The following is a 23,230-nucleotide window of genomic DNA, read 5'->3' on the forward strand; positions in this document are numbered from 1 at the left end:
GTTGGGATTCAATCGCGTTCGTCGCGTTTCGTTCGCGCTGTTTCTGGTGCGAAACTGGTGCGGGTGAATCTTGACCTTCGTTCTGTGGAACAGGAGATCGGTGGTTCGAGCCCGCCCAACTGCACCAGCCAAATCAATCGGTTAGGTCGATCTCCGCTGTTTCGAAATCCGCATGGCTACCATACAGCTACTGCGACGCCTCTGGTCTTAAGCGAATGGATCTCGGCTCGTACGACTTAGTCGAGAATAGCTTGGGGCGAGCGCATCCAAGGGCCTCGACGACGGAAACTCGCCCGCGCATTGCTGTTCAAAGCGATCAACGAACTCGGCATACGCGGCGAAACGACCTAGAATGCCTTTTTGCAAAAGGCACTCGGTCGAAAACTCGGCGAAGATTATGAAGACAATTGCATCCCCCCGGCAATTGACGCTGATCGGCATCGAGCCAATAACGCGTCACAGACCGTTTCGCCGGTCAATCACTCGCAGCGCCTGGAGCCTTCCCGCTCCACCTGCACCGAACCATGGAGGACCGTTATGGCCGGTCCAGCGCCACTCGGTGGAGCCTCCAATCTCCCCGAGACCCCATGGTCACACGTCTTGCCGGTGAAGCACGCGCGGGAGATTTCGCTCCCCCAGCACCCATCGACCAAGGGCTCTCGCGCTCCTCGGTACCTGCGAGCAGGGCTCGGCGACTCCCCTCTCCACCTGCACCGATCCATCGATGAACGTGCGCCGTCCAATCGCGCTCAGGGAGCCTCCGAGTTCCCCGAGACCCCATGGTCAGCGTCTTGCCGTCGAACCGACGCGCGGGAGATGTCACTCTCCCGGCGCTCATCGCGGATCATCGCACGGGACTTGGGAGAATTCCCTCTTCACTGAAGCTGAACACGACGTCGAATTTCCGTATTACACAACAATATCCGGCTTCGATGTTGCTCGGTAGCTAGCCAGCATGCTCTACTCGCGCAGGATGCCGCGATGATAATCGCAGCCTTTCCTTGAGGCGGCTGTCCGAGTTAGACCGATCTCATAGCGCCCCTACTATAAACTCTTGGCTTTCATGCGGACACCGATGCCATCCGCCAACTGATCCGTAGACAGCACCATGCCCCTTCCTGTCACAAGCCAATATGCTCCTCCGCAAAGTTGGGAAGAGTTCGAGAGCCTCTGTTGTGATTTATATGAACGACTTTGGGACGACCGAAGCACGCAGAAACATGGCCGACAGGGCCAGCCACAAGGTGGCGTTGATGTTTATGGCAGGCCTGACGGGAAACATTATACAGGCGTGCAATGCAAAGAGAAGGCTATTTGGCCTCCCAAAGATTTGACGACCGATGAAATCGACGAAGAGGTGCAAAAGGCTAAAACCTGGAAGCCCGGGCTAAAGCATTACATTGTCGCAACTACCGCTCCGAATGATGACAAGGTGCAAGCGCACGCACGCGCGCTAACCGTGAAGCACAAAAGAAAGAGACTGTTTTCAGTTGACGTTGCAAGCTGGGATCAAATTACCCGGCAGCTCGCAAACTATCCGGACTTGCTTCGAAAGTATGGATATATTTCTGACGTTGCTGAGATGGCAAAACTTGTGGCCGTGCACTTGCGCGAAAGCGCACCGGGTCATACCGCAAGGCCACGTGTAGCAACGCCCTCACATTCTCCGGGCCAAGAACCAGCTGTAGTTGAGGCCGTCGAGCGAGATCTAGCAGCCCGCTTCACTCGAGCTATGAGACGTTCGTTTTTTCCGGAAACCGCCCAGACTGACGAATACGTTAGTGTGGCAGACATCGCCTGCGAACCGGAATACACCGGGGTGTCCCCCGAACTTCGCCGCCGAATCTTGCTTCGCGCCGCTCGCAGCGCCGCCGTGCGCGGAACTACAGAAAAAGCTCAAGAGCTTCTTCGAGAGGCGCAGAAGTTAAAAGGGCCGGACTCAGACTTGCTCGCCCGCGCTCGAATATTAGAACGCACAGACACCGACGGCGCACTTAGCCTCATTCGCGAAGAAACTGACGCGGATAGCCGCTCGACTTTCTTCAATATGCTCGTGAGACACCGGAGTCCTGCGGATGGGCTTCAGTGGCTTGCCGATTCAGGAATGCCAATTACTCAACTGACTATCAATGGTCTCCAGACATTCGTGAGCGCCTACCTGCAATCCGAAGATTATGATGGCTTAAGACCGCGTCTTGAAGAAATAACGTCCACCCAGTTGTCGGAAGGACCTTACTTCCGTTTTGTGCGCGCGATGGTTAGCGTGGCATCCATTTTGCCGGTACCGGATCGTGAGCTTGCTGTTCGCAGCTTTCAAATGGACGCGCGTCGTGGCACGCGATCCATCGTCGACGATACAACCACAGCATCAAGAATGGATAGGGCAATAGATGACTTAACAGCGCTACTACCGATTGCTGCGGAGCTTGAGCTTCCTCACGCCAAACGATTGGCCGAGGCTTACATCCTGTGGTGCGAGCTTCTCCATCCACACCGCAAAACCGCAGGATTGAACCGCCTGCGTGAAGAGTTGAAAGACCCGAAATTGGCCCGTGAGCGACTTTCGCTCGCCTTTGCCTTTGACCCTGAGTTTAAACCGGAAGCGCTCGACAACTATTTAAAACGTCGAGAAGAACTTGGTGGATTGGACAGTGACGATCTAAAAGCTGCACTGATAATTCGTATCCACAGCGATGATCCGGGAAGCGTCGCGTCGCTAATTTCGCGCTACCGTGCTCGATTTGAAGCAGAATATAAAGATACGCCAATCTTCCCTATCGAGATTCAAGCGCTAGCACTGGCAGGAGACACCTCATCCGCACGCATCCTGTTTGAAAAGCATCGTGAAGAGCTCACGCCGGACGGCGCGGCCATGTTCGACGCGTTGATTGCAAAATGTGAGGGAAAGGACCCGGTCGCGGAAGATCTGAAGCTGTATGAAGCAACCAAAAGCCTGGAATCATTGCGCACCTTGGTCGGTTCACTTTCAGAACGCAAAGATCATCGCGCAATAGCGAAATATTCGGAAGACCTCTTCGCTCAATCGTCTGACCCGCGTGATATTGCGCGGGCAGCCTACGCGTTTGCCTATTTGGGAGACGGTCCCGAGCTTGTTCGTATCATAAAGGCCAATCCGGGACTTACGGACCGCGAACCCGAATTGCTCCGTCACTTCGCTTGGGCGCTGTTTAAGCAGGGCAGCTTGAAAGAGGCAAAGAACCAAGTTGATAAACTAGCGCAGCAGTCCGTCACCCATCGAGACCTCCAGTTAGAAATAGCCATCGCAATCGAATCCGGGGAGTGGGAGACATTAGCCAAGCCGTTAGCCGCATACCTCGATAATTTGGCCAAATACTCGGGTCTCGAACTTATTCGCGCGGCGCATATCGCACAGCAGTCGGGTCACGGGCCAATGATGGATTTAGTGCGAGCGGCAGTTGCGAAAGCAGGAACCGATCCGCACGTTTGGCTTGGAGCATATTCGCTAATCATCGAAGAAGGTCTCGAAGATGACGTTCCTGAATCTCACCTTTGGCTTCGCAAAGCACTGGCCCTTTCAGATAAAAAGGGTCCGGTCCAACAATTCGAATTGAAAGAACTCGTACCTCAGCAGATTGAGTGGAATAAACGCACCCGCGACATCAGCGAGCGCATAACCCGCGCAGAGGTTCCGCTTGTCATTGCAGCGCCGGGACTTCGGACGACTTTGGTTGACATACTCCTGAGAAACTTGGTCCGAAATTCGAAGCTTGAGGATGCGCGACGCAAATACGTCCTGCCGCTGTTTAGCGGACATCGCTTGCCTTGGACGTGCGGTGATGATGTTCAGAGTCTAGCCTTGGATGTCTCATCTATACTGGTTCTCGGATGGCTCGGCCTTCTTCCAAAAGTGCTCAAAGCGTTTAAAGCACTCACACTTCCTGCGACCGTCATGTCCGAATTATTTGAAGGCAGACGTAGAGTCCAACAGGTTCAGAAATCACGAATTCTGCGTGCGCGTGAGTTAGAGCAAGCGCTGCGCCGCAACAGCATTAAGATTGCACGCCCCATCGAGCGGTCCAATGATCCCTTATCAGCTGAAATCGGCCCTTCACTAGCCGCGCTGGTTCGATCTGCCGAAGCGGGTGGTACAGTCCTACGGCCAGCACCGATACATCGGCCTGGTCTAGAGCAGATTCCGGCAGACATCACGAGCGTCGCACCGTACCTGTCCGATATGCATGCTCTTTTGAAGGTTCTTTCAGACCGCGGAGCAGTCGACGAAACTGAGGAACAAACCGCACAAGAATATTTTGCGCTTCAAGATAAAGGGATCCCCAATTGCACATCCCCAGATCCTGCTAAGCCTCTTTTCATCGAAGAGCTCGCGTTGGTTTACTTGCAGTACACAAACCTATTGGGCGCGGTTCTCAAGGTATTTAAAGACGTTCGCATTGAGGGAAGTTCCGAAGACGAAGCGCAAGCAATTATCGACCACGATCAACACGTCGGAGAAGTGCTCAGCGTAATTGACGACATTCGGGATACGATACGGGCCGCCCATGCTTCGGGGAAGGTCCAATTTGGACCGCGCCGTTTTGAAGGTGGCGGATTGAATGACGATCAGACGCCATCGACGTTACACTTACTTTCCGATCTGACAGGAATCGATGGCGTCGTCTGCGATGACAGAGCGCTAAACAAGGAGAACTTTGCCGCCGACAACAAGGGCCGGAGAGTTCCTTGCCTTACGACGTTGGATTTGCTCGAAACGTTGCGAGTTCGAGGTGTGATTAAGGATCCGGAATGGTTTTCAGCTCGCCACAAGCTTAGAACGGGCGCTGCTGCCCTTCTTCCTGTGCACGTGTCCGAAGTCACCCGCGCTGCCAGCCGCAGCCGTGTGTCCGTTTCCGCAGAAATGCGCGCCATACAGGAAAGCATAGATCTTGCCAAAGTCGCCGAGGTGCCGAGGTTCCCCCGAGAAATACATTGGTTCGCTAGCGTTAGTCTGGCGATGAAATCTGGCATATTTGAAATTTGGAAAGCTGAAGTTGATCCGGCGATCGCCGCGCGGCTGTCTAATCTAATAATGAGCTCGTTGCCACGGCCTCAGGATTGGGAGGCTAAATGGGAGCCTTCGCCACCACTTCAATGGGTGGAAGCCGTTGATCGCGTGATCCTCTCCGGCTTAGCAATGCCAGTCGAGCTTTCGGACGACAACGTCGTTCGTGCTTATAACGCTTGGCTAGAGCAGCATTATATCGAGCCACTGAGGTCTGTATGGCCTGACCGCTATCGTTCCGTCATTGAGCAGGTTCGATCATTCATTTTGGATACGGAGGATAAAAATGAAAAACAAGAAGGTAAGTCAACTCCGCCGCAAAACTCCACCGCCAAAAAGAAAGCGCCAAATCGCAAAGGCGTCAGCCGAGGCAAAGCCAAGGGACGCCGTCAAGCAGGCACCTAATTGGCCAAGAGTCCGCGCACTGTTTTCGTTGCGGAAGCTTTCGGGAATGGTTCAATCGGACGTAATGTCTGACGGGCAAATTCCAAAAAAGTTCGCGATTCCCACACATCGCCCTGCTACGCTTGGTCCAAATATTAAATTGCCTCAAGATCAAATGCTCGCCGCATTTCGAGATGTGTTGGCGGGTAATCGCCCAAAACCTCTTAGGGACAACGACGGTAAGACGATCAAGGCAACAGTGACCATCGAGTCGAATGGAACAGCCAAGATTAAGGTCGATAGTGCGATTTTCGCTTTTACGTACGCAGGTCTGCTAAGCTCTGATCCGAAACAGCGGCTCGAATACCTAGAGATTTATCTCAGGGAACACACGCTGGCGGGCATTCACGCAAATGCGCTTCGAGCAAAAGTAGCACAAGCGGCGTTTTCTGATGAAGACTTCCTATCGGTCGTGGAGACACTTCTCACGGCGCAGGAAAGCTTTGTTCAAACCGTAAAAGGGGCAGTCGCAGCCCGTGAGTTGACAAATTCAGCCCTCCTTCCGAACGACGAACGCCACTGGGAAAACTTGGTCGCGCCGTCAGGCGACTCTCGAACGCTTGAGGCCTTTTTGAACGCCGAATGCGAAGCAGAGAGAGCCCGTTTATTGGCCGCAGATCCCATCCGCGCATTTCGCGCCGTATCCCTGTCATTCTGCGCGCCTGCACTGCTTCCCATTGACAAATTCAAAGCACTTCCAAAACTCTCTCTTTTGGAAATCCTACGGATTGCGGCCTCATTACCAGATCATTTTGCACAGGTCGGCGCCTTCGAAATTTGCGCATCTGCATTCGAGCAAGATGCAGAATTTGAGGCAGCTGGTTTAAAATTGTTGGATCGCCTTCTTGAAATGGAGACGCTCCGAATCCGCTGTCTGTCTTATGCTGGTGCTTTTGTTATGACTTCAGCTCGTTTAGCACAGCACTCCGCTCTGTCGCAGAAGCCCGCATTCTGGCGGCGCGTGACCACATCTGCTCATTCATCATTGATTCTTCGAGCGTGCGGCTTCGGCAATGCCGATGATCTATATGAGTGGGCGATGGAACATTTCGGGAAGGCCTTTCTTTTCTCAGTCTTACTCGAAATGGATCGGGAATCACGATGGAAGGCCGATTGGCTGACTGGTCGGCATCTCGTGGCCGATGCTTTCGGTCGCGTTGAAGCCGCCATCAACAAAATTCCCGAGGAGACGAGACCCAAGGCCTGGCTTGAACGGCTTGCAAAAGGCCGTGAATGGATCACTGAAAACGGCGTTGAGTTATTTGCAGTACTTCCTGCAATTGGCGAAAGCGCTCCGCGGAAGATGCCATCCGACGACGAACTATACGTATTTCGCCCCGCTTACGACAGGCTTGTCGCAGAGCCTAATGCCACGAACCTCTTGCGGGCCGCTGCCGGGTTTTACACCGTTGGTGTGACCGAGAAGGCCCTCCAGGCCTGCCATTTGATAGTAGGGCGGCTACGGAAAGACGGAACTCGGTGGGACGATGATGACACGCAATATGTGCTTCAGGTTCTTGCATTTGTAGCAATTCAAACAAAAAATGCGGGACTGGCTGAATCTGTTACTGACTTTTGTGTCGAGAAAGTACGCGAATTGCCGGTCGATGGTTCGACACTTGATATCGTATGCAGACTCGTAGAATGCGCCGGTGCAAATTCTGACCGAGATCAGGCTATGGAAGAACTTGCCCGGCGTCTTGAAAGCCTGGCATTCCTCGCCCCGCCTCAAGCGCTCAACGATCTGCACGACTCGCTCCGTCACCTTCAACTGCTCGACAGTCGGTTATCATCGAGCTTAGGTAAGGCTGTTGCAGCGGCACGCCTCGGGCGTAAGGCTGCGTGATCTATGTTGGCTGTGCTGTAGGTACAGTGATCTCGTGCGCAAAGTGATTGCAGTCAAATGCCCGCCCAAATTCTGCTAAATTACCAAAATGACCCAGAATCAGCATTACGTTCCCAAATTCATCTTAAGGCAATTTCTAGCCGATACGGACGGCGAACGCGTAGCTGTCTACGACAAGCAGACGGATAGGACGTTTGTCACTTCCATCCGAAATGTCATGGCTGAAAACCGCTTCAACGACTTCCTATTTGACGATGATTGGATTGTGTCGTTTGAACCGATTGCGTGTGCAGCTGAAGACCAGGCGCTACCCACCTACCAAAAGATTCTAGAGGCGCGCCGCTTAGACAATTCACCGCAGGAGAAAGCGGCCCTTGCCTTCCTAATTTCATTTCAATTGTTGCGGACCAAAGCAAATCGCAACAATTGGCAAGAGCTGGAGGAAATCATCGTTGCAAAGGTCAAAGAAAGCGGTGGAGCGATGCAGGATGTGCAAGGTTGGGAGGATTGGCAACCTGCCACAGAGAACTCACTTAAACGCGATCATCTTCTAAGCATACGAAAGAGCATCGGTGAGTTGGCGCAGATAATTGCCGCGAAGGATTTCGTGCTGGCAGCGCCTGCTGACGGACGCAGCTTCTATCTTGGGGATAATCCGGTTTGCCTGAACAATATGCAGAAGTTCGGGCCGTATGGAAACATTGGCCTAGCGGTCACAGGCATCGAAATCTACATGCCTCTGGCTTCTGATCTGCTCCTCTGCGCATGGTGTCCCTCAATTCTTTCGACGCTCCGTTCAGACTACGAAAACGCCGTTCGGGAACGGCGATCTGAGGCCGTAGGCCGAGTGATGGCGGGCAAGATGACGGCACAACAAATGAAAGAGTTGATGGAGCGGTTCGACGCTACGGACCAGCCTGCCGCTTCGCTCCTATCGGCCGCGGCGGAGGGCAGACCTGTATCCTCAAATGAGGACAACATGGACTATTACAATTCGCTGCAAACGTCATTTGCCTCCCGCTACGTGGTCTGCCAACAGGCAGACTTCGGTTTAGCACAGAGGTTCTGTCGTACGAATCCCGATGCTAGGCGCGGATATCGAATGGGCGCGGCTTAACGCGCCGACGTTTTGTGGGTTTTGTTCAGCTACGGACGGCAACTAACATAGCCATTTGCATTCATATCAGTGCAGGCAGAGAAAAACGACGATAGCAGCCAATACAGCTGAACGAAGTATGGATCAGGAGCTTCGCCGCCAGCAATTGCGGCAAGCGCATTCTCCACCGCTTGCCGGCTCAATGAGGAAGTAACGATAAACACGCGCCTTGTGGTATCGGGCGCAATCCGTGCGCGCGCTATTTCATCCTGCAGCGTAGCTGCGTCTCCACGTATAATGCGGGGAATAGACGTAGCAACGCCATCGTTGTTGTAAGTCGTTTGCCAACCAGCCATTTTCTGTTCAATTTCATCGGCAGCCAAGTTCATTCGCCGAAGGTTCTTCATGGCCTGACTGACCGAGACGTGGAATGGGGATGCACCGAGCGATAACGGACCGTGCTTGGCGTGATAAAACGTAATGCGGGGCGGAGTGCTGCCGTTATTGACGCCGATAAAATCGGCCCACTCATCGCCGAGGTCGTCGCATACTAGAACATCATCTCCGTCCGCGACACGTGCGATCACCACGCCAAACGTGCTGTCGGCGTCGAAGGTAGTCTGAGGGACGGTGAACGCACCCTTTTCGCTCGTGACGGGAACCAGTAGAGCTTCAGGTCGCAAGTAACGGAGAAAGGTAGCTCCGCCACCCACAATCGCATCGTCGCGGAAGAGCGTTCCGTGGATATAGGCTAAGTTCAATTGGTCGAATAGCACAATGAAACTGTCCGTCCGATCTAGATAGCGTCGAATTGTCATGCGGTCGGGGTCTTGGCCAAGTGGATGGTCGCAGCTTTCAACTTCGACTTCAGCACAGAGCGGCAGCTGAAGATCTCGGAGGGCAATGCGTGACTTGTTGAGCGCAATGGCTCCCACACGTTCGCCTTCCCGGAGAAGTTCGAGAAGTTTCTCATCTCCCTGCACGTTGAAAGCTGTCGCGAGATCGGTCAGAATTGCGTCGACCTCAACATTGCTGAGCGCGACATGGTGGCCGCCGACGTCGCGGACGAGACGGATGTCGCGTCGGTCATGAATGGCTTCTCCGATGCCAGCTACATCGACGGCGAGAATAACTGGCCGTGTATTGTCGTCCAAATGCTCCAGACTAATCGGACGTGCGAAATTGCGCATAAATGCCGCCGGTACGGCAGCTCCATCCGCGAGGTCGTCAATCACCAGCTTCGCATAGTCCACCAGCGACTCGTAGTCGACGCGATCGGAGCGCTGAGCAATACGGCCCGTGTTCGGCGTGGTCGAAAAATGTCCGGTATCCGAACGCACCGAATAGGTTTGCGGTGCATACCGGTTTGAACCAGCGGTTCCCACCACATCGCGCAAATCGTCCGCCTCAAAGGTCTTATTGCGCATAGCGAATCTTGAGACGGACATGTTGCGGAGCCGAATTTTTTCAAAGACTGCCCCTTGGCGCGCTACAGCGCTATCAACGCGATCTGCAGAAACGCGTTGAAGGTAGGTTCTTACAAAGTCAGATGGGAGCTCAAGACGAGATTTGAATATCGCAACGTGACTGCGGTACTCGACAAGAAGCATAAACCCGCAGATTGTTTCATGAACCGCCGAATCTTCGAGGAAGAACGTCGGAGATTGCTCGTACATGAACGACACGGCTGACCACCGAGCGTTGCCGATTGCTTCACGTCGGTGATGAAACAAATTATTGGATGCGGAAGGATGGGTTGCGCGCACCTGACGAAAAAGAGTGTCGAGTGCCGCATTGCTCAAGCGTCGCTTGATGCCATGAAAATTCGCGGATTTGCCGACGCGCAATTGGTCTATGTTTACCAAGGCGAACCCCATCAGAAATTGTAATGTTATCCGGCGCAATGTAGCATAGTCTTGGAAAAACCACTTCTCCGGAAAGAACACCGGAAGTTTATGCGCGTCGGCTGCGCCGACCGGGCTCTACTCGCTTTCGCTCACCGCGCCAGCCGATTGCCGCGAAGGTGCGGAACGTCTGTCTCGGTAGGGTAGGCGTGGAACACCTCCGCGGAGGATGTTCCTACGCCTCCCCCCAAACCGTGCGGGCACCTTTGCGATGCACACGGCTTTCCATATGCGAGTGCTCTCGACCGGAAACGGTCGCCCGGCACGACGGGCACAAGACGATGGTCTTGCGCCGCCAGCCAGATCGCTTCCAGACTATCAGCGACCCACTTCGCAGGTCTCGAACACGGCGGAGGTGATGCATCTCGAACGGCCCCGTCGTGCCGCCGCATGCTTCGCATCGGCGAGCATTCAAACGGTCGATTAGGTCATTCGAGTTTCTGACCCACCACGCACCCCTTATGACATCGTCAATTACAGGACTTATCCAAAAGGTTCGAGTGAGGTGCTTCAGTCTCCACAGTTTGATTGTACGAAGCTTGCCCCGGACTACAGAACTAACCTCGTAGTCCGTGCCTTTCCACAGACGGGCCATGATCCGCGCCCTCGTTGTTCGATGTCGCAACGCCAGCGTCTTGATGAGGCTGCGGAACACAACAAGCTCCAACACTCCCAAGGCGCGTTTGTTGTCATCGGCAAACGAGTAATAGTTCGCAAAACCACGGAACTCTGAGTTGTAGGCGAGCACGGTCGCAGAGTCGCTGGTGACCAGGAACTGCTCACGAGCACGGCCGGTCTTCTTGGCGAGGTCGCCATAGCCGTTCCGTTTGCAGAACTCGGTTATCCGCTTTCGCGGCACACGTAGGCTAATATTACCGGTAGTCGGCCGGCGCGTGATACGCCATGTCCGTGCTGCCGGTCCCTTGCGGTTGGACCTTCGTCCACCCCCGTAGGACGTGTACGCTGCGATACGATAACCGAGGAAGGTCACTCCCTTTGAAGCGGCCTGAATCCCACTCTTCTCGGGCGAGATCGCGAGCTTCAGCGTCTCCGTCAAGAATCGTTCGATAGAGGCCATGGCTTCACGAGCCTCCGCCTTGCTGCCGATAATGCCGATCAGGAAGTCGTCGGCGTATCGACAGTAGCGGAGCCTTTTGAAGTTGGGGTCCATGGGATCGACGGAAGGCACTTTCCGTCTCTCCTTGTTGATGGCTTTGATCTCTGCCATTGTGGCATTGATCTCGGCCAGCTCCGCGCCATCGGTGCGCAGCCGCTCAATCTTCCGGCGGAGACCAAGGACGCGCCTTTGCAGCGCCGCGTACGGCGGGAATGCGCGTCGGTCGCGACCTTTATCGAATCCCGCCTTCATTTTCTGCATGTGCTGGTCCAGCTCGTGCAGATAGATGTTGGCGAGCAAGGGCGATACTACTCCGCCCTGCGGCGTGCCGCTGTACGTGCGTCCATGGACCCAACTTCCATGTAGCCTGCTTTCAGCATTCCTTCGATCAGACCGATGAATCTATCATCATCGATCCGCTTCTTGAGAAGCGTGAGCAGAACGTCATGGTCGATGTTGTCAAAGAACCCACGCACGTCCACTTCGATCAGCCACTTGCAACCCGTCCAAGTCTTCTTGATGAGGTTTAGAGCGGTGTGACAGGACCTCCTCGGGCGGAACCCATGCGACTCATCGAGGAACACAGGTTCATAGATTGCTTCGAGGATGATCCTGACCGCCTCCTGAACGAGCCGGTCTTCCACCGTGGGAATTCCCAGCGGTCGTGTCTTGCCGTTGCCCTTCGGGATGTAAACCCGGCGGACTGGCCGGAAGCGATAAGTGCCATCTGCTACGCGCCTGGCAATGTCGGCGAGCTTCGTCAGCGACATGCCGTCGAAGGTCTTGCCGTCAACACCTGGCGTCAGTGCTCCCTTGTTGAGGGAGACCTTTTCGTAGGCCCGCTCGAAGAGATACGGAGATCTCATCAAGCGGTGAACGCCATTTATACGCTTACCCGACCGCGACAAAGTCGGCAGTGATTCAATTCTCCTCTGGATGATGACGGCCTGCATCAGCAGAACCTCTCCGTCGAAGAATCTTCTCTACGCATACTGCAAATGCCGTTATTGGCGGCATCGTCCTTCCCCCGATCGGAGGCGCTTTCGATCCGGTCACCCGGCCTTATACGCATGATCGTCCGCCTTGCGGTGGCTGTCCCAGCCATTACGCTGGGCATTTGGGTACTACGACGGCTCCGTCGCCATACAGGTTCGCGGACGAACCTGCTGCAGGCGATCCCGTAGTTGCGTGTGTGGGGAGTTGCGGTGTGTTTAGGTGTCCCATTCGCTTCCTTGACCCTCCGATGGAGGTCGTCCCACGCGGACTGGTGGCGGATCGCACTGGCCGGTGCGTTTGCCCCGCGTGGCGTAGCGTGTCAGCCGCGTTCGCTACCGCCAACCCTTTAGCAACTGGATACTGGGATTCAGGCAATACAGCTTTCACCATGCACACCTTACTCTGTGCTCTCCACCGGGCTGCGGCGCCCGATTTCGAGACGTTTCCCGACATGCTCTGGTCCCGTTCCTCTTTCGAGGTCTCAGTCGTTTCCGACACCGGTAAGTCGGGCAAGTAAGAGCCAAACCAGTAGGCTCCATTCTTTCGAACACTCCCTTCTTCTTCACGCCACAACGGCGCACGCCATTCGGTGGCGATCCCTCGTGTTAAGCGAATAATGAGCTGCTCGCCGGAGGCTCTCGCGATCGGTTCTGCCCTAAATGGCGTCGCTATCACTCCCTGAACGCGGGAGCCTTATTAAACCGGTCTCACGGCGGCTGTCGCCTCGGGTCCGCGGGGGAGGCCCGCACCGCTATCACTCCCCTTCGTCCGCTGCCATTTTGCAAATCAAGGGCCGACAGGCCTAAGTGGTCCAAACGTCCGAGCCAACCATTCCTTGGCTTGGAATAGCCGTCCCCAAAATCTCCGCTCAACTGTCGCTTTCGGATTCGAATCAAGTGCCGCATTCATTTGCTTAAACCTGCTCGCCGGGCCGTCGTAGATTGTCAGGCCGTCTTCCAGAACGGTGAATAAAAATATCTATGGGCGTCGCGCTGCATCTCGGGCAGTGCCACATGTTTTTAGCCATCTGCGATCCTGTGAATGTGCCGTCGCAATGCAGGCAATACCACTCGCTCGCGACACCTTTTGACAAAGGATGTTTTGCTTGGCCGTTTGCGTTTGGTTTCGTCGATCGGCGCGGCCAGTCCGCAGAAATACGCGCGCGTAACTTGTCAGCGGCCTCGCGGCAGATTGCGAGCGCCTTTGACCTGACTTCCGGATTAAAGATCGGATTGTCGGCGCTTTGATCATAGACCTCAAGAAGTGGCCGTTGGGACGGAGCGTGCTCTAACAAAATGGACCATCGTCCGATCTCTGCTATGAGCACCTCGAAATCGATTTCGAGCGTATAGCGATGACCGTCTATGAATCCGTGCTCCTCGATCCCCTCGCCAATTCCAAGGACCGGAATTGCCATCACGTCGTCGAGAGTGTTTTCGACGCTGAGACAGCTTCTGGCTCTGGTCGCCATCCCTTGTTCCATGCGGCGGTTAAAGCATTCCAGTGCGGCTGCCGTAGTTTAGGCCGCTCGCCGGGGACAGGCTGTCGACATGGCCCTTCAGCCAGCTCGCTGGGAAGCTATCGACGTACAGTTCGACCGGCTGGCCATTGCGCATATGAGTGAGCTGGGTTTCTTTGAAATTGGCGACTACATAAACCGCATCCAGCGGCACAACCGCCATCAGCTGGGTTCCGGCCTGCACATATTGGCCGACCCGGAGCGAGCGCGCGCCGACCGTGCCGTTTACGGGCGCAGTGATCTGCGTGTATGAGAGATAACAGTTGATCAGCCGCATAGTCGTTGGACATGTAGGCATCTCCGGGACGCCCGACGGCGATATCCTTCTCGCCGAAAGCAATCCGAGTCGGATCACGCGGCTGCGGCTGCAGCCAGCTAAAGCCAACCCGCTGCGGCAGCAGTATCGTTAAGGCGTTTTCCTCCGCTAAAGAGTTCAGTCCCAATTCGCGGCAGGCAATAGTTATGGCGTACCTCCAGTTAGAGATCTGCTTCGATTCAAACGCAATGAACTTCTTAGCTCGTACACAGCGAGAGCGGTGGTTGTTGCTGCTATGGGCAAATTGGCGAGCACGTTGCGTGGATAAGCAGAAAACAATTGGCAGATGCGGATGTCGCCGTTGCTAAGGATTCTATTATCAGAACTTGCAGCGACCGCACGCTATCGTAGTCCTCCACTATGATCTTGCTTATCGTCCGTAGACTGTGGCTGGCCGCCTTGGTGTGTCTCACCGTTCTGGTCGTCAGCTTCATCTTGACTCGCCTTTCCGGCGACTTGGCCGCGTCTATCGCAGGTCCGAACGCCAGTGCAGCCGACATCGCGATCATTACCCGGAATTATGGCCTCGACCGGCCCTTAGTGGTGCAGTTTCTCGATTGGGCCGGCCACGCCGCCGAGGGCGATCTCGGCCGATCCTTCCTCTACCACGTCCCGGTATGGGGACTGATCCGCGACCGATTGCCAGTCGCTCTGACGCTTGGCCTGACCAGCCTTTCTATCGCGCTGTTGGTCGCTCTGCCGCTCGGCATTCTGGCGGCGGGTGCGGGAGGGCTCGGCGATGGACCGAGGCATCATGTTGGTGGCCCTGCTGGGGCAGGCGATGCCGGGCTTCTGGTCCGGACTGGTCATGATCGTCCTGCTGGGACTGGAGTTGCAATGGCTGCCTATTTCCGGCGTCGAGACATGGCAGGACTACCTCATGCCGGAGATCGTGTTGGCATTTTCGGCGATCCCGGCGCTGATGCGCTTGGCCCGCTCAGGAATGATCGACGCATTGGCAGCGGATTATATTCGCACCGCGCGCGCGAAGGGGTTAAGCCGGCCCAAGATCATCCTCAAGCACGCCTTGCGCAATGCGGCGATGCCTGTCGTGTCGATCGCGGCCGTGCAGCTTGGCTTCATGTTGGGAGGGTCCGAGGTGATTGAGTCGGTATTCGCACTGCCGGGCACTGGAATGTGGAGTTGGAACTCCCGGTTGGGCTTATAGATGGAGCACGCCACCCCTGCACCAAAAGGGGCATGGCACGTTGGGCGGCCGACCATGCGTCGATAGGATCCGCGATCGCTTTGGATGGGATGCTATCGGATACGGATCGGTGGCGCTGGGCACCTCGTCTTCCCGTCCCCGACGAGTTTCGAAAACTCACTGAAAAGGACCTGGACCGTCACCGGTAGACGGTGCGTCCATAAGGCTTGCGTCCGAGGCAAGCCGGGGCCGCAGCGACCATCCTTCTCCATGAGAACGCCGCAACGAAATCGCAACGAATTGGGTGAAACGAGCGTGAACAAAACGGGACAGAAGCACCTGCCGCTGAGAGAAAAATCAACAACTTAGAAGATGTTCACTGCGTTCGGGACGCAGGGGTCGCAGGTTCGAATCCTGCCACTCCGACCATTCTTCCAAAAGTCGACGTTTTCCAGAGGCTTGGCGGACCGGCTGCCGGCGCCTCGGGAGCGTCTTTCTTGCAACGATTTTCGAGGCGGGTCCACGGCCGATTTGGCCCTTGCAGGGCGCCCAGCGTGCGGCATGGCTTGGAAACGAGCTTTGGAAACGAGCTTTGCCTGAAGATCACCGTCACATGGTCCGATTTCGGCAGGATTCCGCCGCGCAGCGCGCGAACCAATCCGCTTCAGGACATTCGCTGCGCTCTACCGGGTGTTCATCCAACGCAAACGGCGCGGCCAAGATAGCCGCGCCGCTGTAACGTTGCGGTATCAGGCATCAGTACTCGTAGGGAGCGTAAGCCGGTGCGCCCCAGCTGGGCCGGTCATATCCATAATCGGCGCCCCGATAGCCGTAGGTGTTGGTCTGATGCCAGCCGCCGACGCGACGGCATTGGCCGACGCCAGCCATCAACTGGCCGCCGTTCATGGCCGGGCCGGCGGCGCCGACGGCGTCTCCGCTCGGCGGAGTGCACCAGCCCGGACCGCGTCCCGCGGCGAGGCTGGGGCTTGCGGTCGCGAGCGGCAAAACGGTGGCCACCAGTGCGGCGGCACTCAGAAGTTTCATTCGTGTCATGGTTGTCTCCATGTCTCGGTTGGATAGGCATCAATCCCTGCTGCCTCCAGGCGTTCCCAGCGGAGCGGTCGCGATTTCGCGAGCAACAATGGTTTCGTCGGGTTTCGCGGAACGCCGTGATCCCTTGACGTGAGCGCGTGCCGCGAATGACATCCGGCCAGTGTGGGTGCGCGACGAGTCCTGGAGACCTGTCGTTCGCCATCGGCGTCATGTCCCATTCCGAGGCAAGGTCGGCGATCTCGCGCGGCGCGCCGTCGCGGACGCGGAAGATTGTGGCCTCCGATCGCTCCAGTGGCGCGAGCGCCAAAGCCTTGCAGCCTCATGGGCTCCTCGGGGGCGGACATCATGTGAACTCTCCTTCACAACGCGAAGTGGTACGCAATGGTGAAGGCCATCGTCGCGCACAGGACCAGCGTGGAAACCGCGCCGGCCACACCGCGCACAAGATGGGCTCGTGTCAGGTGCCTGGTCATGATTTTGCTCCATGCTCTTCATGGAAATGGCGGGGGCTGCGCCTTGGTTCCTTGATCCATGGCGACGGGCGCGCGGCCGATCACGGATCCGTCGCGCGGGCCGGGGTCTTACTTCCGCAGCAATTCCCGCAAGGCCGCCGTCGCCTCGGCGCAGCGGATGTCGTCGATCTCCCGCGACAGGTTGAGCGCGCTCGATTTCAGCTCTTCGACCTTCCAGCTCTCGGGATGCTGGCTTTCAAGCTGATTCAGGCGCTTGTTCAAATCGTCCAATCTGGACTGAAGCTGCCCGATGCTGGCGGCTCCGTTCACGTTCCAAACGCGTTGTGCACGCATCGTCGTTCCCCTGACTTGTCTCACGGCGTTGTGAGCAGGGTTCGTGGCCGCAATGGGCGTTCATTTTGTCCAGTCTTAGATTGCCGGGAACCGTTGCAGATTGGCAACGAAAGTTTCTGGAATGCTTGGATGGCCGCCGCACCTTCCGCTGTCGTTCCGGGGCCTCACATTGCCCGGCGGGCAAAACACCGCAAAACCTGTCAACCTGCTTCCGGAAAAATATTCCGCTTTACCGAAATTCGGAATTGCGGCATAAGTCGAAACAGCCCGGCCCACGAAGAGGGGCGGTTCGCGAGTCGTTCGAAACGCGGGCCGGGTTGCGGTGGACGCGGCAGCGTCGTGTACGAGAGGTCAAGGGCAGGGCGGATTGCTCTCCGTGAACCCGAGGCTTCGTGCGGACGAGCGGCGCTGTGTGCGTACGGCAAAACCGTGTGGTCCTGGCCGTCGTTGCTACGGTCAAGCCTTGGCGGATGCGGCATTGGCGTCAACCGGCGCGGTGTCGGCGACTTTCGCGAGGCGAGGGAGGCCAGAAGGAATTCGGCTCCCGGGAGAGCACGGCATAAGCCGTCAACCCACTGCGCAGGGAAGGCCGTGTGTTCGGCTTCACCTGTATGCCGCTGTGCAATTTCCTATTGCGCTACATGCGCACAGCGGACCGTGGGTGCGAGGTCAGCACCCGGCCTTCCCTGCGCCCTTTCATGAGGGTGTAACGGAGAGAGCATAGCTCGGGCGGAATATGCCGCGAGAATGCGAGCGTGTGTCTGCGATTGAGATGCGAGTTGGAAACCGCGATGCCGCACCTTGCTCCGTCATTGCGAGCGCAGCGAAGCAATCCAGACTGTCACTGCGGAAAGACTCTGGATTGCTTCGCTGCGCTCGCAATGACGAATGGAGAGAGCGGCGCGCTCAAATCTCTCACCGTCTCCTGAGGTGGACGGACGGGAGAAACAGCACGTGACCCTACACTTCCCGTCGGCTCAAGAACGCCAGCCGCTCGAACAGATGCACGTCCTGCTCGTTCTTCAGCAGCGCGCCGTGCAGCGGCGGAATCAGCTTGCGCGGATCGCGTTCGCGCAGCTGCTCGACGCTCATGTCCTCGTTGAGCAGCAGCTTGAGCCAGTCGAGCAGCTCCGACGTCGACGGCTTCTTCTTCAGGCCGGGCACCTCGCGGACCTCGAAGAAGATGCGCAGTGCTTCCTCGACCAGGCGCTTCTTGATGCCGGGGAAGTGGACGTCGACGATGCGGCCCATCGTGTCGGCGTCGGGGAACTTGATGTAGTGGAAGAAGCAGCGGCGCAGGAAGGCGTCCGGCAGCTCCTTCTCGTTGTTGGAGGTGATCATCATGATCGGGCGCTGCTTCGCCTTGATCGTCTCGCCGGTCTCGTAGACATGGAATTCCATGCGGTCGAGCTCGAGCAGCAGGTCGTTGGGAAATTCGATGTCGGCCTTGTCGATCTCGTCGATCAGCAGCACCGGGCGCTGCTCCGCCGCGAAGGCGTCCCACAGCTTGCCGCGCTTGATGTAGTTCTTGATGTCCGAAACACGCGCGTCGCCGAGCTGGCTGTCGCGCAGGCGCGACACCGCGTCGTATTCGTAGAGACCCTGCTGCGCCTTGGTGGTGGACTTGATGTGCCAGGTCAGAAGCGGCGCGTTCAGCGCCTTCGCCACTTCCTCGGCCAGCACTGTCTTGCCGGTGCCGGGCTCGCCCTTGATGAGCAGCGGGCGCTCCAGCACGATCGAGGCATTGACGGCGACCTTGAGATCATCGGTCGCAACATAGTCCTTGGTGCCGGTAAATTTCATCGCGCGTCCTTGTTGGTCGTCGGCCCCGGCATTGCCGTGGTCCAACAAAAGGAACGGCCGCTCGTGGCGGCCGTTCCTGGTTCGGTCAGGCTTTCAGACCCGTTTTATCAGCGAAAGGATGACGAGCACAATCACCGCACCGACCGTGGCGTCAATGATGGCGCCCAGCGTGCCGGTCGCCAGCGCGATGCCGAGCTGCGGCAGCACCCAGCCCGCCACCAGCGCGCCGATGATGCCGACGACGATGTTGCCGATCAGCCCAAATCCCGCTCCGTGGACAATCTTGCCGGCAAGCCAGCCGGCGATCGCGCCAATGATGAGCGCTGCGAGAATACCCATTGCAAACGTCCCCAAAACAACCCTGAGAGGCGGTCAATTCTAGAGCAAAAAGCCCACCGGTCCAGCGTGCAGCGCCGATCTCCGCCCCTTGACGTCGGCCACCCGACGGGCAATCTGTCACCCATGTTCCTGCAATTCTTTACGTCTCTGCGCGATGCGCAGGTCCCCGTGACGCTGCGCGAATACCTCACGTTGATGGAGGCGCTCGACGCTGATCTGTCGGACTATTCGGTCGAGAATTTCTATTATCTGTCGCGCACCTCGCTGGTGAAGGACGAGCGCAACCTCGACAAGTTCGACCGCGTCTTCGGCACGGTGTTCAAGGGGCTGGAAAGCCTGCTCGACGCCATGGAGAAGGCGGAGATCCCCGAGGAGTGGCTGAAGAAGCTCGCCGAGAAATACCTCAGTGAGGACGAGAAGAAGCAGATCGAGGCCATGGGCTGGGACAAGCTCATGGAGACCTTGAAGAAGCGGCTCGAGGAGCAGAAGGGTCGGCACCAGGGCGGCTCGAAATGGATCGGCACCGCCGGCACTTCGCCGTTCGGCGCGCATGGTTACAATCCCGAAGGCGTTCGTATCGGCCAGGAGAAGAACCGCAACAACCGTGCCGTGAAGGTGTGGGACAAGCGCGAGTTCAAAGACCTCGACGGTAATGTCGAGCTCGGCATTCGCAACATCAAGGTGGCGCTGCGCCGCCTGCGCAAGTTCGCGCGCACCGGTGCGCCGGATGAGCTCGATCTCGACACCACCATCCGCGAGACCGCCAATCACGGCTATCTCGACGTCCACATGCGCCCTGAAAGGCGCAATGCGGTGAAGCTGCTGGTGTTCTTCGACATCGGCGGCTCCATGGATTCGCATATCGAGCAGGTCGAGGAGCTGTTCTCGGCGGCGAAGAGCGAGTTCAAGCACATGGAGTATTTCTACTTCCACAACTGCCTCTATGAAGGCGTGTGGAAGCAGAACAAGCGCCGCTTCACCGATCGCACGCCGACCTGGGATGTGCTGCATAAATATCCACACGACTACAAGGTCGTGTTCGTTGGCGACGCCTCGATGTCGCCTTACGAGATCATGGTGCCCGGCGGCTCGGTCGAGCACGTCAACGAGGAGCCCGGCTCGGTCTGGCTCGATCGCATCATCCGCACCTATCCGCATTCGGTGTGGCTCAACCCGGTTGCGCAGAAGCACTGGGACTATTCGGAATCGACTACCATCATCAAACGCATCTTCGCCAACCGCATGTTCCCGATCACGATCGAGGGACTTGAGGGAGCGATGAAGGAATTGACGCACTAGCTGCACGCGCGGCCGACAAGAGGGAGAGCTACATGCCCCAAAACATCACCCGCGGCATCCAGGCGCTGATCGACGAGGCCAATAGTGAGATCGAGACGCTCACCGCCAGGGACGCCATCGAGATCTCCAAGAACGGCGACGTCGTCATTGTCGACATCCGCGACCCCCGCGAGATCGAGCGCGACGGCCGTATCCCCGGCGCGTTCTCCTGTACGCGCGGCATGCTCGAATTCTGGATCGATCCGCAGAGCCCGTATGCGAAGCCGATCTTCCAGGAAGACAAGAAGTTCGTGTTCCACTGCGCCGGTGGCCTCCGCTCCGCGCTCGCGGCCAAGACCGCAAAGGACATGGGCCTCAAGCCCGTCGCCCACATCGCCGGCGGCTACGCGGCCTGGCGCGATGCAGGCGGCCCGACCGAGCAGTGGGAGCCGAAGAAGAAGGGGTGAGGAAAACACCTCCCTCACCACACACTCCGTCATGCCCGGGCTTGACCCGGGCATCCACGTCTTTGCTGCGACGAAGAACGTGGATGGCCGGGACAAGCCCGGCCATGACGACTGGAACAACTGCCGGAGCATGCAATGACCACCGACCCCCTCGTCTCCACCGAATGGCTCGCCGCCCACATCAACGATGCCAACGTCAAAGTGCTCGACGCCAGCTTCAAGCTGCCGGGCGTGCTGCCGCTGCCGAAGGATGACTATCTCGCCGCGCATCTGCCGGGCGCGGTGTTCTTCGACGTCGATGCGGTGTCTGACCATTCCAACCCCCTGCCGCACATGTATCCGAGCGCCGAGCAGTTCGGCCGCGATGTCGGCAATCTCGGCATCTCCAATGCCGATACCGTCGTGCTCTACGATGCCGGCGGCTGGGTCGCTGCGCCGCGCGCGTGGTGGATGTTTTTGGCGTTCGGCCACAGCAATGTGCGGATCCTCAATGGCGGCCTGAAGAAGTGGCGCGCCGAGGGGCATCCGGTCGAGAGCGGCGAGGTGAAGCCGAAGCCTGCAAGCTTCAAGGCGAGCTACGATCCGAAGCGCGTGCGCAGCATGCAGCAGCTGATCGCCAATGTCGAAAGCCGCGCCGAGCAGGTGATCGACGCCCGCGCCGCCGATCGCTTCGAAGGCCGCGTGCCCGAGCCGCGCGCGGGCATCCGCTCCGGTCACATCCCCGGTGCGCGCAACGTGCCTTACAATCAGCTGTTCGATGCCGCCGGCACGATGAAGCCGCTCGAGGAGCTTCGCGCCGCCTTCACCGGCGCCGGTGTCAAGCTCGATGCGCCGATCGTGACGAGCTGCGGCTCCGGCGTGTCGGCCGGCGTGCTGACGCTCGCGCTCTATCGCCTCGGGATTACCGACACCGCACTCTATGACGGCTCGTGGTCGGAATGGGGCCAGGAGAAAGGCCCGCCGATCGCGACAGGGCCGGCGTAAGGTCAGCGCGTGCGGGTGGCGGTCGTGGCGAGTGTCTGCTGCTGCTGCTGGCCGAACGGATCGAGTGATTGCTGTAACTGCTGAGGCGGCGGACGCCGCACGATGCGGTGACGCTTCTTGTGCGCGCGCGGCTTGCTCGCTTGCGTCGCGCTGCCGGCTTTGGACTTCGTCGGCGCGAGGTCGTTCAGCGCAGCCACCCTGGCTGCTGCAATGTCGCTCACGCGCGATGCCAGCGCCGGTGTCGCGGTTCGCGGCACGTCGGTGGCGCTCATCGCCGGGGCCGGCGTCGTGGTGGTGATGGAAGCACTCGTGTCGGCCAGGGTGAGTGTGTCGGCGGGCGCAGGAGCCGCAGCCTGGATCCTGGCTTGCTCGGGGGCTGGCGCCTCGGTGGCGGGCGCAGCCGGCTCTGCGGGCGACGCGACGGCGATCTGAGGCTCAGGCTGGACCTTGGCCTCGAGCGTCACTGCGGCCATCTGCTCGGGCCCGGTCTGGACCGCGGGCAGACCGATGCTCGGGACCTGGTCCTGCATTGCGGGCGCCGCCTCGTTGGCATCAGGTGCGACCGGCTCCACGCGGAGCGCCGCGAGCACCGGCTGGGCCGGCTCGGAGGCTTGCGCGAACACCTGCTCCTGCGGGCCGCTCCGCCAGGACGGGTTGCTGACATACTGCTCGTGGCTCGCCCGCAGCAGTGAGGCGGCTCCCAGGCCGAACACCAGGATGGAGGCAGACAGCAGGATCGCGGCAAGCAGGAAGCGAAAGCCGGGAAGCATTGACGGGTTACGAATTCCGCCCCGGCGGCTGGCCAGGGCCCACGAGCCATCTGAACGCGGTGACGATACCGATTGCCGCGTTCGCCACGCTGGATCCGAGCTCAAATCGGTGGCGAATCAGGCTGATTCGACCATATCGCAACGTCTCCGCGCCGTTCCGTAAAAATCGGGCTGATAACTCCGGCGATCTACGGCGCGATGCGATTTCCATCCCCGTGATGCAACGGAGCAACTGTGTGCGATTGCATCACAAATCGCTAAATCAGGCACAAATCAGCCTGCCATGTCTTGAATGTGCCGCTAT

At 57.9% G+C, this 23,230-nt stretch carries 17 protein-coding genes and 2 pseudogenes; 8 read left to right on the forward strand and 11 right to left on the reverse strand.

The window, feature by feature from the left end; all coding sequences use genetic code 11:
- Window positions 1-1,108 precede the first annotated feature (1,108 nt).
- The 3 genes from ABID58_RS34000 to ABID58_RS34010 all read left to right on the forward strand — a co-directional run bounded on the left by ABID58_RS34000 (window position 1,109) and on the right by ABID58_RS34010 (window position 8,448).
- Window positions 1,109-5,446: an HTH domain-containing protein gene (locus ABID58_RS34000; RefSeq protein WP_354037283.1), complete on the forward strand. Its 4,338-nt coding sequence runs from the start codon at window positions 1,109-1,111 to the stop codon at window positions 5,444-5,446.
- 46 nt (window positions 5,447-5,492) lie between these two features.
- Window positions 5,493-7,331, forward strand: a complete 1,839-nt coding sequence (locus ABID58_RS34005; protein ID WP_354037284.1) for a hypothetical protein — start codon at window positions 5,493-5,495, stop codon at window positions 7,329-7,331.
- A gap of 88 nt (window positions 7,332-7,419) precedes the next feature.
- The gene (locus tag ABID58_RS34010) at window positions 7,420-8,448 is read left to right on the forward strand and encodes a DUF4238 domain-containing protein (protein WP_354037286.1); all 1,029 of its coding nucleotides are present in this window, start codon (window positions 7,420-7,422) and stop codon (window positions 8,446-8,448) included.
- Window positions 8,449-8,477: 29 nt separating this feature from the next.
- On the opposite strand, the gene ABID58_RS34015 is transcribed toward ABID58_RS34010, so the two are convergent.
- The 5 genes and pseudogenes from ABID58_RS34015 to ABID58_RS34035 form a co-directional block, all read right to left on the reverse strand.
- Entirely contained in the window at window positions 8,478-10,304 is a 1,827-nt protein-coding gene (locus ABID58_RS34015) for a hypothetical protein (RefSeq protein WP_354037287.1), read from the reverse strand.
- Window positions 10,305-10,506: 202 nt separating this feature from the next.
- The gene (locus ABID58_RS34020; protein ID WP_354037288.1) at window positions 10,507-11,748 is read right to left on the reverse strand and encodes a group II intron reverse transcriptase/maturase; all 1,242 of its coding nucleotides are present in this window, start codon (window positions 11,746-11,748) and stop codon (window positions 10,507-10,509) included.
- Window positions 11,749-11,756: 8 nt separating this feature from the next.
- Window positions 11,757-12,401 (reverse strand): reverse transcriptase domain-containing protein, encoded by a 645-nt coding sequence (locus ABID58_RS34025; protein ID WP_354037290.1) that lies wholly within the window; start codon window positions 12,399-12,401, stop codon window positions 11,757-11,759.
- Window positions 12,402-13,357: 956 nt separating this feature from the next.
- Window positions 13,358-13,915, reverse strand: a complete 558-nt coding sequence (locus ABID58_RS34030; RefSeq protein WP_354037291.1) for a hypothetical protein — start codon at window positions 13,913-13,915, stop codon at window positions 13,358-13,360.
- A gap of 43 nt (window positions 13,916-13,958) precedes the next feature.
- Window positions 13,959-14,219: pseudogene (locus tag ABID58_RS34035) on the reverse strand (HlyD family secretion protein); the annotation flags it as partial.
- A 420-nt stretch (window positions 14,220-14,639) separates the two neighbouring features.
- On the opposite strand from ABID58_RS34035, the pseudogene ABID58_RS34040 reads away from it, so the two are divergent.
- Window positions 14,640-14,879: pseudogene (locus ABID58_RS34040) on the forward strand (ABC transporter permease); the annotation flags it as partial.
- On the opposite strand, the gene ABID58_RS34045 reads toward ABID58_RS34040, so the two are convergent.
- The gene (locus ABID58_RS34045) at window positions 14,817-15,089 is read right to left on the reverse strand and encodes a hypothetical protein (protein WP_354037337.1); all 273 of its coding nucleotides are present in this window, start codon (window positions 15,087-15,089) and stop codon (window positions 14,817-14,819) included. The pseudogene ABID58_RS34040 and the gene ABID58_RS34045 sit on opposite strands and share 63 nt — an antisense overlap.
- On the opposite strand from ABID58_RS34045, the gene ABID58_RS34050 reads away from it, so the two are divergent.
- Window positions 15,061-15,447 carry an ABC transporter permease gene (locus ABID58_RS34050; RefSeq protein ID WP_354037333.1) on the forward strand — a complete coding sequence of 129 codons (387 nt, stop codon included), beginning with the start codon at window positions 15,061-15,063 and terminating at the stop codon, window positions 15,445-15,447. The two genes, ABID58_RS34045 and ABID58_RS34050, sit on opposite strands and share 29 nt — an antisense overlap.
- A gap of 735 nt (window positions 15,448-16,182) precedes the next feature.
- On the opposite strand, the gene ABID58_RS34055 is transcribed toward ABID58_RS34050, so the two are convergent.
- The 4 genes from ABID58_RS34055 to ABID58_RS34070 form a co-directional block, all read right to left on the reverse strand.
- The gene (locus ABID58_RS34055; RefSeq protein ID WP_354037292.1) at window positions 16,183-16,479 is read right to left on the reverse strand and encodes a hypothetical protein; all 297 of its coding nucleotides are present in this window, start codon (window positions 16,477-16,479) and stop codon (window positions 16,183-16,185) included.
- A 581-nt stretch (window positions 16,480-17,060) separates the two neighbouring features.
- Entirely contained in the window at window positions 17,061-17,213 is a 153-nt protein-coding gene (locus ABID58_RS34060; RefSeq protein ID WP_354037293.1) for a hypothetical protein, read from the reverse strand.
- Between the two features lie 1,032 nt (window positions 17,214-18,245).
- Complete coding sequence (locus tag ABID58_RS34065) at window positions 18,246-19,088, reverse strand: AAA family ATPase (RefSeq protein WP_027529387.1); 843 nt, start codon at window positions 19,086-19,088, stop codon at window positions 18,246-18,248.
- Window positions 19,089-19,181: 93 nt separating this feature from the next.
- Entirely contained in the window at window positions 19,182-19,427 is a 246-nt protein-coding gene (locus ABID58_RS34070; protein ID WP_148750602.1) for a GlsB/YeaQ/YmgE family stress response membrane protein, read from the reverse strand.
- Window positions 19,428-19,550: 123 nt separating this feature from the next.
- On the opposite strand from ABID58_RS34070, the gene ABID58_RS34075 reads away from it, so the two are divergent.
- From ABID58_RS34075 to sseA, 3 genes are all read left to right on the forward strand, one after another.
- The gene (locus ABID58_RS34075) at window positions 19,551-20,726 is read left to right on the forward strand and encodes a vWA domain-containing protein (protein WP_354037295.1); all 1,176 of its coding nucleotides are present in this window, start codon (window positions 19,551-19,553) and stop codon (window positions 20,724-20,726) included.
- A gap of 32 nt (window positions 20,727-20,758) precedes the next feature.
- Window positions 20,759-21,172, forward strand: coding sequence for a rhodanese-like domain-containing protein (locus tag ABID58_RS34080; RefSeq protein WP_148750600.1), 414 nt, complete (start codon window positions 20,759-20,761; stop codon window positions 21,170-21,172).
- Window positions 21,173-21,307: 135 nt separating this feature from the next.
- Window positions 21,308-22,156 (forward strand): 3-mercaptopyruvate sulfurtransferase, encoded by an 849-nt coding sequence (gene sseA / locus ABID58_RS34085; protein ID WP_354037296.1) that lies wholly within the window; start codon window positions 21,308-21,310, stop codon window positions 22,154-22,156.
- A 2-nt stretch (window positions 22,157-22,158) separates the two neighbouring features.
- Here the strand turns inward: sseA and ABID58_RS34090 are convergent, their stop codons facing one another.
- Window positions 22,159-22,926, reverse strand: coding sequence for a hypothetical protein (locus tag ABID58_RS34090; RefSeq protein ID WP_354037298.1), 768 nt, complete (start codon window positions 22,924-22,926; stop codon window positions 22,159-22,161).
- Window positions 22,927-23,230: the final 304 nt, after the last annotated feature.

Origin of the sequence: Bradyrhizobium sp. S3.2.6, assembly GCF_040546885.1 — a bacterium.
Classification (GTDB): Bacteria; Pseudomonadota; Alphaproteobacteria; order Rhizobiales; family Xanthobacteraceae; genus Bradyrhizobium; species Bradyrhizobium cytisi.

What these genes read in the sequence shown, in the direction of transcription:
- ABID58_RS34000 (WP_354037283.1), top strand. Translation starts at nt 1,109, where the DNA reads ATGCCCCTTCCTGTCACAAGCCAATATGCTCCTCCGCAAAGTTGGGAA.
- ABID58_RS34005 (WP_354037284.1), top strand. Translation starts at nt 5,493, where the DNA reads ATGGTTCAATCGGACGTAATGTCTGACGGGCAAATTCCAAAAAAGTTC.
- ABID58_RS34010 (WP_354037286.1), top strand. Translation starts at nt 7,420, where the DNA reads ATGACCCAGAATCAGCATTACGTTCCCAAATTCATCTTAAGGCAATTT.
- ABID58_RS34015 (WP_354037287.1), bottom strand. Translation starts at nt 10,304, where the DNA reads ATGGGGTTCGCCTTGGTAAACATAGACCAATTGCGCGTCGGCAAATCC.
- ABID58_RS34025 (WP_354037290.1), bottom strand. Translation starts at nt 12,401, where the DNA reads ATGCAGGCCGTCATCATCCAGAGGAGAATTGAATCACTGCCGACTTTG.
- ABID58_RS34030 (WP_354037291.1), bottom strand. Translation starts at nt 13,915, where the DNA reads ATGGCGACCAGAGCCAGAAGCTGTCTCAGCGTCGAAAACACTCTCGAC.
- ABID58_RS34050 (WP_354037333.1), top strand. Translation starts at nt 15,061, where the DNA reads ATGCCGGGCTTCTGGTCCGGACTGGTCATGATCGTCCTGCTGGGACTG.
- ABID58_RS34045 (WP_354037337.1), bottom strand. Translation starts at nt 15,089, where the DNA reads ATGACCAGTCCGGACCAGAAGCCCGGCATCGCCTGCCCCAGCAGGGCC.
- ABID58_RS34055 (WP_354037292.1), bottom strand. Translation starts at nt 16,479, where the DNA reads ATGACACGAATGAAACTTCTGAGTGCCGCCGCACTGGTGGCCACCGTT.
- ABID58_RS34065 (WP_027529387.1), bottom strand. Translation starts at nt 19,088, where the DNA reads ATGAAATTTACCGGCACCAAGGACTATGTTGCGACCGATGATCTCAAG.
- ABID58_RS34070 (WP_148750602.1), bottom strand. Translation starts at nt 19,427, where the DNA reads ATGGGTATTCTCGCAGCGCTCATCATTGGCGCGATCGCCGGCTGGCTT.
- ABID58_RS34075 (WP_354037295.1), top strand. Translation starts at nt 19,551, where the DNA reads ATGTTCCTGCAATTCTTTACGTCTCTGCGCGATGCGCAGGTCCCCGTG.
- ABID58_RS34080 (WP_148750600.1), top strand. Translation starts at nt 20,759, where the DNA reads ATGCCCCAAAACATCACCCGCGGCATCCAGGCGCTGATCGACGAGGCC.
- sseA (WP_354037296.1), top strand. Translation starts at nt 21,308, where the DNA reads ATGACCACCGACCCCCTCGTCTCCACCGAATGGCTCGCCGCCCACATC.
- ABID58_RS34090 (WP_354037298.1), bottom strand. Translation starts at nt 22,926, where the DNA reads ATGCTTCCCGGCTTTCGCTTCCTGCTTGCCGCGATCCTGCTGTCTGCC.